This is a genomic window from Streptomyces sp. NPDC088387 (genome assembly GCF_044753385.1).
Taxonomy (GTDB): domain Bacteria; phylum Actinomycetota; class Actinomycetes; order Streptomycetales; family Streptomycetaceae; genus Streptomyces.
Map to the genome: position 1 here is coordinate 174,427 of NZ_JBIVNC010000009.1, position 16,884 is coordinate 191,310.

Genomic DNA, 16,884 nt, shown 5'->3' on the forward strand with positions numbered 1-16,884 from the left:
GACCAGGAGTGATCGACGCACATGGCAGACCGCAAGCCCATCGAGTCCTGGCTCACCGACATGGACGGAGTGCTGATCCACGAGGGTGTGCCGATCCCCGGCGCCGACGCCTTCATCAAGCGCCTCCGCGACTCCGGCAAGCCCTTCCTGGTCCTCACCAACAACTCCATCTACACCGCGCGGGACCTGCACGCCCGACTCGCCCGTATGGGCCTGAACGTGCCGGTCGAGAACATCTGGACCTCCGCCCTCGCGACCGCCAAGTTCCTCGACGACCAGCGGCCCGGCGGCTCCGCCTACGTGATCGGCGAGGCGGGCCTCACCACGGCCCTGCACAACATCGGGTACGTCCTCACCGACACGGACCCCGACTTCGTCATCCTCGGCGAGACGCGCACCTACTCCTTCGAGGCGCTGACGAAGGCCGTCCGGCTCATCAACAACGGCGCCCGGTTCATCGCGACCAACCCCGACGAGACCGGCCCCTCGCCCGAGGGCGTCCTGCCTGCCACCGGTTCGGTCGCGGCGCTGATCACCGCGGCGACCGGCAAGAAGCCCTACTTCGTCGGCAAGCCGAACCCGCTCATGATGCGGGCCGGCCTGAACGCGATCGGCGCGCACTCCGAGTCCAGCGCGATGATCGGCGACCGCCTGGACACCGATGTCCTGGCGGGCCTTGAGGCCGGGATGGTGACGTTCCTCGTCCGCACCGGCCTGAGCACGGACGCGGACATCGAGCGTTACCCCTACCGGCCGTCGCAGGTCGTGGACTCCATCGCGGACCTCGTCGACCTCGTCTGAGCGGGGCGCCGCGACCGGCCGTGAAACCTCCGGCCGACCCGATTCCACCCGTACGGCGCAGCCGGACCCCGCTTGAGGATGCGGGGTCCGGTCGCGCGGGGGAGTCTCCAGTTGTCTGGAGGTTCACGATGGGTTCCTGGCACGTCACTCTCGGCACCGGCCTTCTGGCCGTCGCCGCCTTCACCGCCCCGGCCGCCCACGCGGCGGACGGGGCCGTCTCCATCAGCCCGTCGTCCCCCGCGCCCGGCGGCGAGATCGCCCTGCGCGTCACCGGCTGCGACGGCACGACCGCCACCGCGGCCTCCCCGGCGTTCGTCTCCGAGGCCCGCCTCACCGGCGCCGACGGCACCCTCACCGGCGACACGATGATCCGCTCCTCGCTGAAGTCCGGCGCCTACGACGTGACGATCACCTGCGCCGACCGCACGGCCCGCGGCAGCATCAAGGTCTCCGGCTCCTCCGCCGAGCCGTCCGCGCCCGCCTCACCCACCGCCCCGGTCCACGCGGGCGGCGGAGGCACCGCCGCCCATCTCGCCACGGCGGACGACGCCGACAGTGAGGGCCCCGGCACCGCCCACGCCATCACCGGCCTGCTCCTCGCGGGCGCCGCCGCGGTCGCCGTCATACTGCGCGGCAGCCGCAAGAGCCGCCGCACCCAGTGACGGAACCACCCATGTCCCACCGAGAACGCACCTCCGGCACCGCGCGCCTGCTCACCGGCGTCGCCTGGCTGGTACTCCTGTCCGGGCTGTGGCTGTGGGGCCGCGAGGCCACCGACGTCCACCACGGCATATCCGCGCCCACCACCGGCGACATCGCCGCCGTCGGCCGCCCCGCCCAGGACCGGCTCCCGCCCGCGGCGGCCCCGTTGCGCGCCGCCGGCCCGCAGCGCATCGACATCCCCGGCATCGGCGTCCAGGCCCCGGTCGTCGCCCGCGGCCTCGACCGGGACGGCGCCGTCGACCCGCCGCCCTACGACCAGGCGGGCGTCGTCGGCTGGTACGCGGCCGGCGTCAAACCCGGCGCCGCCGGCACCGCGCTGATGGTCGGCCACGTCGACACCGAGACCCGGCCCGCGGTCTTCTACAAGGTCAGCACCTTGCAGCCCGGCGAACGGGTCCGGGTGGTCCGCGACGACGGCCGGGTCGCCGAGTTCACCGTCGACGATGTCCAGGTCGTCGCCCGCGACCACTTCGACGCCCAGCAGGCCTACGGCCCCCGTGAGACCGGCCGCGCCGAACTCCGGCTGATCACCTGCGGCGGCACCTTCGACCGGGCGACCCGCAGCTACACGGCCAACGTGATCGTCTCGGCGTATCTCACGGGCACCGACCTGTAGGCGCCCGTGCCGGTGTGCCTGGCCCGGTCGACGACCTGCTCCCCCGACGCCGCCGACCGGGCAGGCCCTCGACCGCGCGCGCCGGGTCGCGGGAGTGGCCCGGCACGGAACGCGGGAGGTCGGGGGAGCCACGGCGGATGGAGCCGACCGGGCCTGGGGCCGAGGGCCCGGGGTCGGCTCGGCACGACTCTAGAACGGATCGCTGCGAGGGCCTAGACCTCGGCGGCGTCGCGGCCCGGCCTGCGGGTAACAGGTCTGGGACCATCGCAGGTGCGGCCTCGTGGGCGGACCGGCACGTATGTCAGGATTGAGACTTGGAACAGTGCACCCAAGGGGGAGTTGGATGTACAGCGGCAGGGTGGCTGTGTCGGTGTCTGCCTTCGGAGCCCTGAGGGCGTCGGCGGCGGCCCTGGGGGCGGTACTGCTGATCGCGGGATGTTCCTCCGGGGACGACGGCGACGGCAACGACGGGGCGGGCGCGGGAATCAGCCAGCAGCCCAAGGGAGCGGACCCGTTCTGGGTCAACCCGGACAGCAACGCGGCCGAGCAGGTCGCGTCGTACGAGAAGGACGACAAGCAGTCCGAGGCCGAGGAGATCCGCAAGATCGCCGAACATCCGACGGGCGAGTGGATCAGTCCGGAGAGCCCCGAGGACGAGGCCCGCGGATTCACGGAGGCCGCCGCGAAGGCCGACCGCGAGGCACTGCTCGTGCTCTACAACATCCCGCACCGCGACTGCGGCCAGTACTCCGGCGGCGGCGCCGCCGACGGCAACGCCTACCGCTCCTGGATCGACGGCGTGGCCGCGGGCATCGACTCCCGCGCGGCGAGCGTCGTCCTCGAACCCGACGCGGTACTGCACCTGGTCGACGGCTGCACCCCGCAGGAGTTCCACGAGGAGCGCTACGACCTCCTCAACTACGCGGTCGACAAGCTCACCGCCCTGCCCAACACCAAGGTCTACATGGACGCGGGCAACGCCGGCTGGGGCCACCCCGACCAGATCTTCGAACCGCTCAACCGCGCCGGCGTCGGCCGCGCCGACGGCTTCGCCGTCAACGTCTCGAACTTCTACACCACGCAGGACTCCGTCGCCTACGGCAAGGAACTCTCCGCCAAGACCGGCAACAAGCCCTTCGTCATCGACACCAGCCGCAACGGCAACGGCCCCTACACAGAGGGCGACCCGAACGAACGCTGGTGCAACCCCCCGGGCCGAGCCTTGGGCGAAACCCCCACGACAAAAACAACAGACCCCCTCGTCGACGCCTACGTCTGGGTAAAACGCCCAGGAGAATCAGACGGCGAATGCAAGGGCGGCCCGAAGGCGGGCGAATGGTGGCCGGCGTACGCACTGAAACTGGCGCAAGCAACAACCCCGGGTTAGGGGTGCGGGGCCTGGTGATCATGGAGTTGTGACGCTCTGTGATCACCGGGAGACTCCTTTGCCGGTCTTGGAACTCAGGCAGTGCACGGAGTCGCGGCGGGGCGCCGCCCTGCGGTGAACGCGGCGGGCGGGACACCCATGAAGTGGCGGAACTCGGCCGTCATGTGGGACTGGTCGTAGTAGCCCGCCGTCGCGGCGATGTCCGACCACTGGCCGGCATCGGCCGCGAGCACGGCGCGAACGCGGTCGATGCGTGCGAAGTGCTTGGGGGACAGGCCGGTGCCGGCGGTGAACAGGGTGTGCAGGCGGCGCTCACTGATGTGCAACCGGGCCGCGGTCGTGGCGACAGTGGCACCGACCAGTAGGCGTGCCGCCTCTTCGAGCCGCTCCGGGGGTTCCGGCCAATCGGCCAGTGCTTCTTCGAGAGCGGCGATCGGATCGACGGCGAGCTGGTCGACGTCCAGGCCCGGCAGTTCGCGGAGCGGCAGGGCCCGGTCGGCGAGATCACGCAGCGGACGGCCGAGCAGGGCTTGGGCACGACCCGGCCGCATACGAACCCGCACGCACGAGTGGCTGGGCGCGCCGACGTGATAGGCGGCCCGGGTGCGGGGGCCCATGACGATCAGCTCACGCCTGTCGCTGCGCAGGAGAAGTGTGGTGGCGTGATCGGGCACGTCGACCGCCGCTGAACCGGTCGCCGTAGCGACATCGATCCCAGCCACCCAACGCAGAAGAGCAGGCGGCACGTTGAGAGAGCTCACGCGGTCCACGATAGTGCCGAAATTTCCTATCACGCGGCGTGAGAGCGATGTGATCGTCGGGACATGATTCTTGTTACCGGTGCCACCGGCACCATCGGTAGTCACGTAGTACGTCTGCTCACCGAACGGGGCGTGCCGTTTCGGGCGATGTCCCGCCGCGAGCGGCCCGGAGGGGTGCGGGCCGACTTCGATGACCCAGCGTCGCTGGCGCGCGCGGTGGCCGACGTTGACACGGTCTTCCTCGTAACCGTGCCGCCCGTGCCGACCGCGGACCACGACATCGCCCTGGTCACGGCCGCGCGGGCGGCGGGCGTCCGTAAGGTCGTCAAGCTGTCCGCCATCGGCAGCGGCGAGCGGTTCGACGGGGCGACCGTTGGCGCGTGGCACCTTTCCGCGGAGGAGGCGATCGAGGCCAGCGGGCTCGTGTGGACGATGCTCCGCCCGCCGAGTTTCGCCTCGAACGTCTTGTGGTACCGGGAGTTGATCCAGGCCGGAGAGCCGATCCCGAACCTGGTCGGCGACTCCCAGCAGGCCATCGTCGACCCGAGGGACGTGGCTGCGGTCGCCGTCGCCGCCATGACCAGCGATGCACACGACGGGCAGCGGTACGACCTGACCGGGCCAGAGCTGCTGACCTTCGCAGACCAGGCGGCGATCCTGGAGCGTGTGCTGGAACGGCCGGTCAAGATAACCGACACGAACGCGCTCGACCACCTGCCGGCCGGAATGATCACTGGCATCGGCTGGGCGCGCGCCGGCGGTGCGGCCTACGTCACCGACCACGTGCCACGGGTGCTCGGCCGACCGGCGGGCACGTTCGAGCAGTGGGCACGCGACCACCGGGAGACATTCGCGGCAATGCCGTAACCCACCGCTGCCGACGGCCGCCAGGCTCTCGGGCATGAGGCCCTCGTAGTTCTACCAGGGACAGAACCCGTTCTCCTTTGGTGCTTCGGGTGCTTCGGGTGCTTCTGGTGCTTCGCGAAGCGCAGGAGTTGCAGCAGCTTGTCGAAGATGGTCCGGGGTCTCCCGGTGATCACAGAGTCGCAACTCCATGATCACCAGGCCCTGCGCCTCTTCTGCTTCCGAGGTGTCCCGTCGAGCCTGTATGCGCGAGTTCTAAGGAACCCGAACCCACTGAGCCTTGCTGGGCGTTCCCTGGTCGTCGGTGACGAACAGCATGTACCACCCGGACTGGACCAGGTTCTTCCCCTCGGGCACTGTCACCGTCACCTTGTCCCCGGACACCTTCATGTCCAGCGCGATGGACCGCTGATCCACGTCCGTGACGTGAGTGGACGCGCTCGGCCGGATCAGGCGCGCGTTCTTCAGCGAAGAAGCCTGCTGAGAAGTGAACGTCCCCGACTCACCCCGCTCGATCGTGTCCGGCCCCCCGGAAAGCGTCGGCTGAGCCCCGTGATACAGATACGGCGGCGTGTAGATCTCGATCCGCTGCTCGAACTCGCCGGGCTTGGAGTTCGCCTTGTCCGAGTAGAGCGAGTCGGAGCCGAAGAACATCACCCGCCCGTCGGGCAGCAGCAGTGACCCGGAGTGGTAGTTCCGTCCCACCAGCGGATCCGCGACCCGGTCGAACGTGTTCGACTCGGTGTTGTACATGTGCGCCTGGAGGATGTTGGAGTCGCCGCGGCCGCGGTAGTCCTCCGAACCGCCGGAGACGAGCACGGAGTCGTCCGGCAGGACGGACGCCTGCGGATACCGCGTGCCCTTCTCCAGTGAGGGCCCGTCCACGAACTCCGGGTCGTCGGCCTTGAGGTCGGCGATCCGGGTCTTCTCGCTGGACTCCTTGGACTCGCCGACCCCGCCCCCGCCGATCACCATGTACTTCTCGTCCTGCGCCGGCGGCAGCAGCACGGTGTTCGCGGTCTCCAGCATCTTCGCGTCGCTCATGCCGGGCACCTTGGTGAACTTGTTGGTGTCCACGTCCCAGATACCGGGGTCGCGCCCCACGTCGTCCGGCCCGTACCCCGCGTTCGCGCCCGAGTAGAAGATCTTGCCGTTCTGCATCAGGAACAGCGCGGGATAGGTCGGGAACTGCCGGACCTTGTCGGTGTAGGTCCATTCCTTGGTCTCGGGGTCGAAGACCTCGTTCTTGCCCGGCACCAGCTGCCCGATGTCGTCGAGCCCGGAGACGCTGAGGATCTTTCCGTCGCTCAGGGTGGTGAGCGTCGGATACCAGCGGGCCTCGTTCATCGGGTCGACCTTGATGTACTTCTCGGCGACCGGGTCGAACTCGTAGGCGTCCCGGATTCCCTGGAAGTCCTTCTTGTCGAGCGCCAGTTTCTCCGCGATGCCGTACGTGTTGCGCGCCTCGGCACCGCTGAGGCCCTGCACCCGGTAGTTGTCCTGGGTGCCGGTCTCGTACTTGGTGCCGCTCTTCTGCGCCTCGACGTAGATACGGCCGAGCCCCGGGTCGTTGCGCAGGAACTCGCCGGTCACCGGGTCGAAGACCTTCTCCGCGCGCGGCACGAGCACCGGGTCCTTGGAGACGAACGTCTTGCCGTTCTCCTTGCCGGTGAACTTGGTGCCCGCGGGCAGTGTGATCGGCTTGTCCGGGTTCTCGTTGTGCACGACCATCAGGCCGCCGGCCTTGGTGACGTCACCCTGAAGCTTCTCGTACCGCTTGGTGCCGCCGGCGATCAGCAGATTGCCGTTGGCGAGCTGGGTGTGGCCGGTGCAGAACAGGTCGGTCGGTGTCGGCACCTTCTTGATGGTGCCCTTGACCGGATCCCAGATACGGGTGTCGAACTTCTTCGCGTCGAAGTTGTCCTGGTCGTTGCCCGACCCGGCGACCAGCAGGATCTTGCCGGTCCGCAGCAGCGCCGCGTGAATGGTGTTCTGCTTGTACTCGTCGGGGAACTCGACGATCTCCCACTTGCCGTTCTCGGCTTTGTACTCGGCACGGTTGATCTGGTACTGGTGGTATTTCTCGGTGCCGAAGCGGTAGAGCCACGGCCCGTTCATCCCGGCCAGCGCGAGTACCACCGCCGTGCCTATCGCAATACGACGGGCGCGACGGCGGCCTGCACGGTCGTTCATTCCTTACGTCCCCCAAGTCCACCAAGGGCGATCTGCATGGTCTGGTCGTTGCCCCCGCCCGGGCCCTGCGCACCCGGTGTCTGCCCGGCGGCGGCCCAGCCGGGCCGCTCCTGCGGTGCGTGCTGCGGGGAGGGCGCCGCGTGCCGCGGACCACCCGTGTGCTGCCGGGGCAGCGGCTGCGGCTGGTACTGCTGGTGCGACGCCGGGGCGGCGTGCGCACCCCGTACGGCGTCCTGCGGCTCGGCCGGCGCGGCGGGCTGCTTCTTCGCGTTCCGCAGGGCCCACCGCCACGCGAAGATCGGCGTCGCGGTGATCAGCAGGGCGAAGGTGGCCCAGATGATCATCGCCGGGTGGGAGTGGCCGTAGACGAATCCGGCGGCGATCGAGCCGGCGAAGATCAGGATGAAGTACCAGTGGTAGCGGAACGTGCCGAACCAGCGGTCCGGGCTCGCCGAGTCGCCCTTGGGCGTCACCACGAACTTGCTCTTCTTGCGCAGCACCGCGTCGATCAGCGCCTTCGCGTACAGCGGCGCCGACAGCGCGGACATCACCATGCCGTCGACACCGCCGGAGCCCTCGGGCTCGTGCGGCGAGACGTTGTGGCGGCGGTTCCAGACGTAGAGGCCGATCTGGAGCGCGGAGGCGTTGCCGTAGAGCATCAGCCAGACCGCCGGGTCGATGTTCACACCCGAGGCGCCCAGGCCCAGGAACAGCGCACAGCTCAGCGCCGCCAGGATCCAGTTGAGGGCCGACATCGGGTAGAAGATGATCATCATGGTGTAGTTGAAGAGCTTGCTCGGCGGCAGCGAGTACCAGCCCTTCCAGTACTGCTTGAGGATCGTCTCGTACGTCCCTCGTGACCAGCGCATCTGCTGGGTGAAGAAGTCCGTCCAGGCGCTCGGGCCCTCACCGACGGCCAGCACGTCCGGCGTGTACACCGAGCGCCACTTGCGGCCCGTCGCCGGGTTCTTGGCGCGGTGGATCTCGAAGCCGGTCGCCATGTCCTCGGTGATCGAGTCGTACAGCCCGCCGATCTGCTTGAGCGCCCTGATCCGTACGGCGTTGGAGGTGCCGACGAACATCGGGGAGCCGTACTTGTTGCCCGCGCGCTGGATCAGGGCGTGGAACAGGAACTGCTGGGACTCGGCGGCCCGGGTGACGAAGTTGTCGTAGTTGCCGTAGACCTGAGGGCCGATCACGAAGCCGATGTCCGGGTCGCGGAAGAAGCCCAGCATCCGCTCCAGGTAGTTGGGCAGCGGCACGTGGTCGGTGTCGACGGAGGCGAAGAAGTCGTAGTCGTCGCCGTGCGCCTCCAGCCAGGCGTTGTAGTTGCCGTGCTTGGTCTTGGCGCGGTGCGGGCCCTTGGCCTGGTTCCACTTCGCGACGCCCTTGCGGGAGAAGTGGTGCACGCCGAGCCGGGCGCACACCTCCTTGACGTCGGCGTCGTCGCCCTCGTCGAGCAGCCAGACGTGCATGAGGCCCCGGTGGCGCAGCCTCACGGCCGCCTCCAGGGTCTTCGTCACCATCTCCAGCGGCTCCTTGCCGGGCACGAAGGAGGTGAGGAAGGCGACCCGGGTGCCGGACTCCGGGACCACCGGGATCGGGTCGCGGGCGACGAGGGTGGCGTGCGCGTTCGACACCACGTTCATACAGCGGAAGAACTCGATCAGACCGATCGAGACCAGCATCACGATGTCGAGTGCCGGCAGGAAGTCGTAGGCCGGGTAGTCGCGTTCGGTCCAGTGCTCGGGCTGGAGCAGCCAGGCCAGCAGGACCAGGGAGAGCACCGGTCCGGCCAGCAGCATCAGGGCCACGCGTATCCGGTGCGGCTCCTGGGAGATCAGGGAGCGGTACTGGACCTTGTACGGCTTGTTCGGGTCGGGCTGGGTGAGGGGGCCCGAGAGCCGGCTGTAGTGCTCGTAGTCGTACTTCGGCAGGGTCTTCTTGATCCGGCGGAACGCTCCCGTGTTGCCGGTCCGGAGCGAATCCACCCTGAGCTGGGTGGTCTGGGACGGGTCGGAGTCCTGGGCGCCCGTCGGCCTCGACGTCATGAGTCATCCCCCCACACGCGGGTCGGACCCGCGTGTCTGTCGGTTCTTTTCGCCCGTTCCCGGTCCCCCTCGACCTTCACGGACGTGTCAGTGGTGGGCCACTGTCACCACGCCATCCACACCCTATAGACATGGGACACAGGCCTTCCGGTTGCATGATGCCCCCCTCGGCATCCGCCCATGAACGGGACCCCGTCCCCCGTGAAGCACGGCGACCGGCCCCGCGCCCCCCAACCGGCGCGTTTGCGCAGCTTGTTCCGGACCAGGTTTCTACGCGCCTCGGCATGATCGCAAGACGTGCGGCTTTTGCGCGTTTTCGGCACTGCCCGTTCCGGTGGCCCGCGGCCGGACCGGGCAGCGGAAAGGCCCCCTCGTGGACGAGGGGGCCTGCCGTGTCTGTGCGCCGCCAGGGACTCGAACCCCGGACCCGCTGATTAAGAGTCAGCTGCTCTAACCAACTGAGCTAGCGGCGCGTGCCGACCCCGTGAACTTTACCCGACGCGCGGGGGCGCTCCGGACCACGGGCCGGGGGCCGGGACCCCGGCCGGGCGGGCCGCGTACATCATTCGGACCGTCAGCATGCGCACCCGGAAGACAGTTGGGAAACTGGGCAACGTGCACATGCGCGGACATTTCCAGCAGAGGTGTGAGGGGAATCGCATGGAGTCTCCGGTATTCGAGGAAATCGATCCGGAGGGCGACTGCGACTGCCCCGGCTGCCGTCTCCGGCGGCGCACGCCGTCCCCTTCCCGGCATTTCCCGAACTCCGTCGGCGGCGCCCGTACGGCCGCCCGTCATGTGGCGGTCGTGGCGGCCGCGGCCTCGGCGGCCCTCGGCGCCGGTCACGCCGTACCGGCCGCCGCCGCCACCCACGCGGCCGAACGGCCCGGCGCCCCCGCGGCCGACGAGCCCGACACCCCGCAGGGGGACAAGACCCCGCTGCACGGGCCCGCGGGCCGCCCCTCGCCGCAGTCGGTGCCCAAGCCGGGCATGATCACCCGGGCGGAGATCATCAACCGGGCCAAGACCTGGGTCGCGGCGAAGGTGCCGTACAGCATGACCGCGTACTGGCCCGACGGCTACCGGCAGGACTGCTCCGGCTTTGTCTCCATGGCCTGGAAACTCGCCGGGAACGAATGGACCGGAAGTCTCGACCAGTACAGCGACCGGATCACCAAGGAGGAGCTGAGGCCCGGCGACATTCTGCTCTTCCACAATCCCGCGAATCCCGAGAAGGGCTCGCACGTCGTCATCTTCGGCGGCTGGACCGACTACACGCACACCTCTTACGTCGCCTACGAGTCCACCCGCCCGTACGCCCGGAAACAGACCACGCCGTACGCCTACTGGGCCAACTCCGACCGTTACGTCCCCTACCGCTACAAGGGGGTCGCCGAGGACGAGCCGGGTGCCGTCGACCCGGTCAACGCGAAGCCGGAGGCGCCCGCGAAACCGCAGCCGCCGGCGGCCCCGGAGCAGACGCCGTTCCCCGGAGCGGCCGCTTTCGGCCCCGGTGCGAACAACAAGTACGTCACGCAGCTCGGCCGGATGCTGATCGACCGCGGCGCCGGCCGGTTCTACACATCGGGCCCCGGCCCGGTCTGGACGGACGCGGACCGCAGGGCGACCCAGGCGTTCCAGCTGGCCCAGGGCTGGACGGGCGCCGCCGCCGACGGACTGCCCGGCCCGGGGACCTGGAACCTGCTGGTCACCGGGCAGGGCAAGAACATCCCGGCGACCGGCGCGGCCGGCCCGCCGGCCTCCCCCTCGACGCGGGCACCGGCGTATCCCGGCCGGGCGGTGTTCCGCCCCGGCGCCCACAGCCCGTCGGTCACCCTCCTCGGCAGACAGCTGACGAAGAAGGGATTCGGCCGTTTCTACGCCACCGGCCCCGGCCCGCGCTGGGGCGAGGCCGACCGCCGCGCGGTGGAGGCCTTCCAGCGCACCCAGGGCTGGCGCGGCGGCGCGGCGGACGGCTACCCGGGCCCGGAGACCTGGCGCCGGCTGTTCATGTGAGGGCGCCCGGACGGCCGTAGCGGGGAAGGGCCGGGGCGGGCGGTTTCCGGCCCCGGCACGACCCGCCAGGTGACCCCCGGCCGGGGGCGGAAGACCTGCATCCGCCCCCTTGCGACCCGCCGTACCCGATCACCGAGCAACCCCCGAGCAACCCCCGAGCAACTCCGAGCAAGCCATGGTCAGGGCCCCGGCCCCGACCCCCGGCGGCGCCCGTCCGGACCCCGCCACCCCTTGTCATGACGCGTCTGGCGCGGAGGCTGGAAGCACCCATGAGTACGACCACGAGCACCTCATCCGAGTCCGAGCCCGGCGGTGGTCCCGAGGAGCCGCAGGTGCGGCCCGCGGCGCGGGTCATCCAGAACGAGGCGACCACCGAGATCCCCGTTCACCTGCTCTTCCGTGACGACCCCGACTGCTCGCCGGTGCCGCTGCGCCCGGCCGTGGTGAACCGCCGGCAGGGCACCGGCGAACAGCCGCGCACCCGGCCGCCGGTCCCCGTGAAGGCCCGGTCGGTCGCGCAGGTCGACCCCGAGCTCGTGGAGCGCCCCGCGCGTGTGCTGCCCGCGTCGGCCGGTGTGCTGGCCGGTCTGTGCGGGGCGGCCGGATGTGTGGCCGTCTCGTGGTGGGCGGGTCTGCTGCCGCCGGTCGCGACGGGGGCGCTGGGGCTGCCGGTGTCCGGGGCGGGTCTCGGACCGGCGCAGTGGGCGGCGTACGCCGGGGCCGGGGCGCTCGGTCTGTTCGGCTTCGGGGGGCTCGCGCGCGGGCGCACCGGACGGGCCTGGGTGCTCGGCCTGTTCGGCCGCTACCGGGGGACGGTCCGGCGCACCGGCCTGATGTGGGTCAACCCGCTCCAGCTGCGCCGCCGGGTGGACGTACGGCTGCGGCACTGGCGCAGTGAGCCGATGCCGGCCGGTGACGCGAGCGGGGTCGCGCTACGGGTGGTGGTGCTGGTGGTGTGGCGGGTGCGGGACACCGCGCGGGCGGTGCTGGGCGTCGAGGACCACGAAAGCTATCTGCGCGAGTGTGTGGAGGCGGCGCTGGCCCGGGTCCCGGTCGAACTGCCGGGCGGCGCGCGCGGCTCGGTGTCGGCGGCGGGGGAGACCCTGACCCGGCTGGTGTCGGCGGACGCGGCGGCGGTGGGCCTGGAGGTGTTCTCGGTGCAGCCGGTGCGGATCGAGTACGCGCCGGAGGTCGCCGCCGCGATGCACCGCCGCCGGATCGCCGCGCTGGACGCGCAGCAGCGCTCGTCGATGCTCAGCTCGGTGGTCGACTCGGTCGAGGACACGGTGACCCGGCTGACCATGCGCGGCCTGGTCGAGCTGGACGACTACGAACGCAAGGTGCTGGTACGGGACTTGACGGTGGCGTTCTGCTCGGGCCGGACCGGCGACACGGCCCACTGAGCGTGTGACGGGAGTGTCCGGCGGGGCGCGTGGGGCTCCGCTGACACGTGTGCGCTCTACGCGCCGCAGGTTCTGAGATTGGTATGGACATGTTCAACTCACGGCAATACATTGAGGCTTGGTCTAGACCTGCACGGCTCAGTGATCTTCCCCCACGCTTTCCAGGAGCGGCCGTATGCGCAAGAGGACCAAGCTGTACGCCGCCGCGGTCGGAATGGCGACCACCGGAGCCATCGTGCTCTCCTCCGGTGGCGCCACCGGCCACGGCTACACCGATCTGCCCGTCAGCCGGCAGAAGCTCTGTCAGAACGGGACCGTGACCAACTGCGGCAACATCCAGTGGGAGCCGCAGAGCGTCGAGGGACCGAAGGGCTTCCCGGGCGGCGGACCCGCCGACGGATCGATCTGCAACGCCGGGCTGGGGCAGTTCGCCCAGCTCAGCTCGCCGAGGACACCGTCCGGGGGCACCTGGCCCGCGACGAGTGTGCGCGGTGGTCAGAGCTACTCGTTCCGCTGGCAGTTCACCGCGAGTCACTCCACCACGGACTTCAAGTACTACATCACCAGGCAGGGCTGGAACCAGAACCGCAACCTGACCCGCGCGGACCTGAACCTGACCCCGTTCCTCACCGTCCCCTACAACAACCAGCGTCCGCCGTCCTCGCTCTCCCACTCGGGCACCATCCCGTCCGGGCTGAGCGGTCGCCACGTCATCGTGGCGGTCTGGACCATCGCGGACACGTCCAACGCGTTCTACGCGTGCTCGGACGTCAACTTCTGAGCGGAACCCGCGTAGCAACCCCGTGCGTCGGCACCGGTCACTCCGGTGCCGACGCATCTGCGCAACTCCCAGCAACTCCCACGGTGCTGTCTCTCCACATCTGACGGAGCGTCAACTACCGTGCGCTCCCATGGAATCCAGGGCACGCACGGTCGCCGAACTGGTCGCGGCGCGCTGGGGCGACCGCCGTCCCGGCCTGTGGTGCGAGGACCGGACACTCACCCACCATGAGGTCGCCGCCGGGGCCGCCGCGCGCGCCGCGCTCCTCGCCGACCTGCTGCCGGCCGGTGCCGAGCCGCACCTCGGTGTGCTGCTCGACAACACCCCCGAATACCCGCTGTGGCTGGCCGGTGCCGCGCTCGCCGGCGCGGCCGTCGCCGGCATCAACCCCACCCGCCGCGGCCCCGAACTCGCCCGCGACATCCTGCACACCGAGTGCCGGGTCCTGGTCACCGAGGCGGCCCATCTGCCGCTCCTCGCCGGCCTCGACCTGCCGGGCGTCCGGGTGCTGGTCACCGGGACCGAGGCCTACGACGCCCTGCTCGCGCCCTACGCCGGCGCCCGCCCCGACCCCTCCCGCGCCACCCCCGGCGACCGTCTCCTCCTCTACTTCACGTCCGGCTCGACCGGCGCCCCCAAGGCGGCCATCTGCACCCAGGGCCGGCTCGCCGCCGCCGGTGACTCGCTCGTCGGTCACTTCGGGGTGCGCCCCGACGACGTGCACTACGTCTGTATGCCGATGTTCCACGGCAACGCGGTGATCGCCGACTGGGCGCCCGCGCTCGCGGCCGGTGCGGGGGTGGCGCTGCGGCGGCGGTTCTCGGCGTCGGGGTTCCTGACGGACGTACGGCGGTACCGGGCGACGTACTTCACGTATGTCGGGCGGGCCGTGCAGTACGTCCTCGCCACCGAGGAGCGGCCCGACGACCGGGACAACCCGCTGCGGATGGGCTTCGGCACCGAGGCCGGTGCGGTGGACGCGGCGGCCTTCGAGCGGCGGTTCGGGGTGCGGCTCGTGGAGGGGTACGGGTCGTCGGAGGGCGGGGCCGCCGTGCAGTGGACGCCGGGGACGCCGGCCGGCGCGGTCGGGCCCGCGACGCCGGGGCTCGTGGTCCTCGACCCGCGGACGCGGCGGGAGTGCGCGCCCGCCGTGCTGGACGCGTCCGGCCGGCTGACCAACGGCGACGAGGCGATAGGCGAGCTGGTCAACACCGGGCCGAACCCCTTCGAGGGGTACTGGCGCAACCCCGAGGCGGAGGCCGAGCGGCGCCGGGCCGACGGCTACTGGACGGGCGACCTCTTCTACCGCGACTCTGACGGCTACCTCTACTTCGCCGGACGCGCGGACGACCGGCTGCGGGTCGACAGCGAGAATCTGTCCGCCGCGATGATCGAGAACATCCTCGCCCGCTACGAGGGTGCTGTGGCCGTCGCCGTGTACGCCGTGCCGGATCCGGTCACCGGGGACCAGGTCATGGCGACGATCGCCGGGGAGTTCGAGCCGGCGGGCTTCGCGCGGTTTCTCGCGGCGCAGGCGGATCTGGGGACGAAGATGGCGCCGCGGTTCGTGCGGGTGGTGGAGCGGATGCCGGTGACCGCGACGAACAAGATCCGGCGGGGCGCGCTTCGGGAGGAGGGGGTGGAGTGCGGGGATCCCGTGTGGTGGCGACCGGTCGGCGGGACGGCGTATCGCCGGTTGACCAGGGAAGACGTCGAGGGGCCTCTCGCTCCCACGAGAGGCCCCTCGGATGTGCGCCGCCAGGGACTCGAACCCCGGACCCGCTGATTAAGAGTCAGCTGCTCTAACCAACTGAGCTAGCGGCGCGGGATGTCTGCCGACCGCGTATCTGGTCCTCCGCGGCTGGCGACGAGAAAATACTACCTGCTCCAGAGCGATGCTCCTGACCGCATACCCGCACCCGCGAAGCCGCGGGCAGCTGTGCCGCTGGGGCGGTGCCCACCGGAGGCGGTTCCCGCTCACCCACCGCCGCCGCGGGCAGCCGTCCTCGCGTAGCCGCGGGCAGTTGTGCCGCTGGGGCGGCACGGGTGGGCGCGGCGGCACCCCGTCGCGCCGGGTTGCGCAACGCCCCGCGGTCCAGCCCTCACGCCGGGTGGTGTTGTCGGGTGCGGCGCCGTCGTGGCCGTTCGCGCAGTTCCCCGCGCCCCCTGGGGGGTGACGGTTGTCTTGACGGTGCGGCGACGTCGTGGCTGGTCGCGCAGTTCCCCGCGCCCCTGGGGGGGGTGACGGCTGTCGTGACGGTGCGGGCCGGTGGGGGCGGGGTGGGCCGATTTCCGGGGACTCAGATGGTGAGGGAGAGGAGGAGGGGGGTTGCGTTTCGGTTTAGGGTTTCGGCTGCTTCTCGGAGGCGGTGCGCATGTTCGATCGGCAGGGAGAGGGCGAGGCAGCCCACGGAGGCACCCGCCGTGATGGGTACCGCCGCGCACACCGTGCCGATCGCGTATTCCTGAAGGTCGAGCACCGGCGCAGTCGGCGCCTGCGCCTCCAGCCGCGACAGCAGCAACTTGTCGCTGGTGATCGTCCGCGACGTGAGCCGCGCCATCTTGTGCCGCGAGAGATGATCACGCCGCCCGTTGTGGTCGAGCTGACCGAGCAGACTCTTGCCGACCGCCGTCGCATGCGCGGAGTAACGGAAGTCCACCCACTCGTTCACCGCGGGCGTCGCCGCACTCTCCGCGTACTGGGTGACCTTGACCTCACCGTCGACGTACCGGCTCATGTACACCGCCGCGCCGACCGAGTCCCGCAGCCGGTCCAGCGTGCGCTGAAGCTGGTCCCGCAGTGCCCGTTCCCGCTCCTGGGCGGAGCCGAGGCGGGCGAGGGCGGCCCCGGCGACATACGCCCCGTCGGCGAACTGCTCGACGTAGCCCTCGCGGCGCAGCATCCGCAGCAGCCCGGTCAGCCGGTCCGTGCCGAGCCCGGTCTGGCGGGCCAGCTCGACGTCGGTCACGCCGGCGGAGTGCCGTGCCACGGTCTCCAGAACGCGCAGCGCGTCCTGGGCGGAGTGGTACGGCGCGGTCGGCTCGTGCGTCAGCGCCACGGTGTCCCCCGGTCGCTACTGGCCCGTAGATCCTGGCAACGGATCCGTTCCACGATAACCGGCAAGTAGCTCCCGGCGAGAGGGTGTTGGCGAGATTGCACCCTTCTCAGCTGGGGGAAAGGGCAGATGGCATATGTCGTGAGCATGATTCAGGGGCGGCTTCCGTGATCGATCCGGCGTGTTCGCGCCCCGGTCCGCGCCCGGCGCGGACCGGGCTCACCGCTGCTCA

General features: G+C 70.5%; 13 protein-coding genes and 2 tRNA genes. 9 read left to right on the forward strand and 6 right to left on the reverse strand.

Annotated features, from left to right (window positions below):
- Positions 1–21 precede the first annotated feature (21 nt).
- The 4 genes from ACIQAC_RS24490 (at position 22) to ACIQAC_RS24505 (ending at position 3,527) form a co-directional block, all read left to right on the forward strand.
- Positions 22–801 (forward strand): HAD-IIA family hydrolase, encoded by a 780-nt coding sequence (locus tag ACIQAC_RS24490; protein WP_402194143.1) that lies wholly within the window; start codon positions 22–24, stop codon positions 799–801.
- Positions 802–929: 128 nt separating this feature from the next.
- On the forward strand, positions 930–1,463 hold the full coding sequence (locus ACIQAC_RS24495; RefSeq protein WP_402194144.1) for a hypothetical protein: 534 nt from the start codon (positions 930–932) through the stop codon (positions 1,461–1,463).
- 11 nt (positions 1,464–1,474) lie between these two features.
- On the forward strand, positions 1,475–2,140 hold the full coding sequence (locus tag ACIQAC_RS24500) for a class F sortase (RefSeq protein WP_402194145.1): 666 nt from the start codon (positions 1,475–1,477) through the stop codon (positions 2,138–2,140).
- 343 nt (positions 2,141–2,483) lie between these two features.
- A complete protein-coding gene (locus ACIQAC_RS24505) occupies positions 2,484–3,527 on the forward strand; it encodes a glycoside hydrolase family 6 protein (protein WP_402194146.1) in 1,044 nt (347 codons plus the stop codon).
- Positions 3,528–3,601: 74 nt separating this feature from the next.
- Here ACIQAC_RS24505 and ACIQAC_RS24510 read toward each other — a convergent pair whose 3' ends face one another.
- Complete coding sequence (locus tag ACIQAC_RS24510; RefSeq protein ID WP_402194148.1) at positions 3,602–4,288, reverse strand: helix-turn-helix domain-containing protein; 687 nt, start codon at positions 4,286–4,288, stop codon at positions 3,602–3,604.
- A gap of 63 nt (positions 4,289–4,351) precedes the next feature.
- Between ACIQAC_RS24510 and ACIQAC_RS24515 the strand changes: the two genes are divergently transcribed.
- On the forward strand, positions 4,352–5,155 hold the full coding sequence (locus tag ACIQAC_RS24515) for an NAD(P)H-binding protein (RefSeq protein ID WP_402194149.1): 804 nt from the start codon (positions 4,352–4,354) through the stop codon (positions 5,153–5,155).
- A gap of 252 nt (positions 5,156–5,407) precedes the next feature.
- On the opposite strand, the gene ACIQAC_RS24520 is transcribed toward ACIQAC_RS24515, so the two are convergent.
- The 3 genes from ACIQAC_RS24520 to ACIQAC_RS24530 form a co-directional block, all read right to left on the reverse strand.
- Positions 5,408–7,345: a galactose oxidase-like domain-containing protein gene (locus ACIQAC_RS24520; RefSeq protein WP_402194151.1), complete on the reverse strand. Its 1,938-nt coding sequence runs from the start codon at positions 7,343–7,345 to the stop codon at positions 5,408–5,410.
- The gene (locus tag ACIQAC_RS24525) at positions 7,342–9,396 is read right to left on the reverse strand and encodes a glycosyltransferase family 2 protein (protein WP_402194153.1); all 2,055 of its coding nucleotides are present in this window, start codon (positions 9,394–9,396) and stop codon (positions 7,342–7,344) included. Before ACIQAC_RS24525 ends, ACIQAC_RS24520 begins: the two co-directional genes overlap by 4 nt.
- A gap of 399 nt (positions 9,397–9,795) precedes the next feature.
- A tRNA-Lys gene (locus tag ACIQAC_RS24530) sits at positions 9,796–9,869 on the reverse strand.
- A 187-nt stretch (positions 9,870–10,056) separates the two neighbouring features.
- On the opposite strand from ACIQAC_RS24530, the gene ACIQAC_RS24535 reads away from it, so the two are divergent.
- From ACIQAC_RS24535 to ACIQAC_RS24550, 4 genes are all read left to right on the forward strand, one after another.
- A complete protein-coding gene (locus tag ACIQAC_RS24535; RefSeq protein WP_402194155.1) occupies positions 10,057–11,412 on the forward strand; it encodes a peptidoglycan-binding protein in 1,356 nt (451 codons plus the stop codon).
- A gap of 269 nt (positions 11,413–11,681) precedes the next feature.
- Positions 11,682–12,815 carry an SPFH domain-containing protein gene (locus tag ACIQAC_RS24540; RefSeq protein ID WP_402194156.1) on the forward strand — a complete coding sequence of 378 codons (1,134 nt, stop codon included), beginning with the start codon at positions 11,682–11,684 and terminating at the stop codon, positions 12,813–12,815.
- Positions 12,816–12,990: 175 nt separating this feature from the next.
- The gene (locus ACIQAC_RS24545) at positions 12,991–13,596 is read left to right on the forward strand and encodes a lytic polysaccharide monooxygenase (RefSeq protein WP_402194158.1); all 606 of its coding nucleotides are present in this window, start codon (positions 12,991–12,993) and stop codon (positions 13,594–13,596) included.
- A 130-nt stretch (positions 13,597–13,726) separates the two neighbouring features.
- The gene (locus tag ACIQAC_RS24550) at positions 13,727–15,382 is read left to right on the forward strand and encodes an AMP-binding protein (protein WP_402194160.1); all 1,656 of its coding nucleotides are present in this window, start codon (positions 13,727–13,729) and stop codon (positions 15,380–15,382) included.
- Here ACIQAC_RS24550 and ACIQAC_RS24555 read toward each other — a convergent pair.
- Positions 15,348–15,421, reverse strand: a tRNA-Lys gene (locus ACIQAC_RS24555). The genes ACIQAC_RS24550 and ACIQAC_RS24555 overlap by 35 nt on opposite strands.
- Positions 15,422–15,896: 475 nt before the next feature.
- The gene (locus tag ACIQAC_RS24560) at positions 15,897–16,655 is read right to left on the reverse strand and encodes an IclR family transcriptional regulator (protein WP_402194162.1); all 759 of its coding nucleotides are present in this window, start codon (positions 16,653–16,655) and stop codon (positions 15,897–15,899) included.
- Positions 16,656–16,884 lie beyond the last annotated feature (229 nt).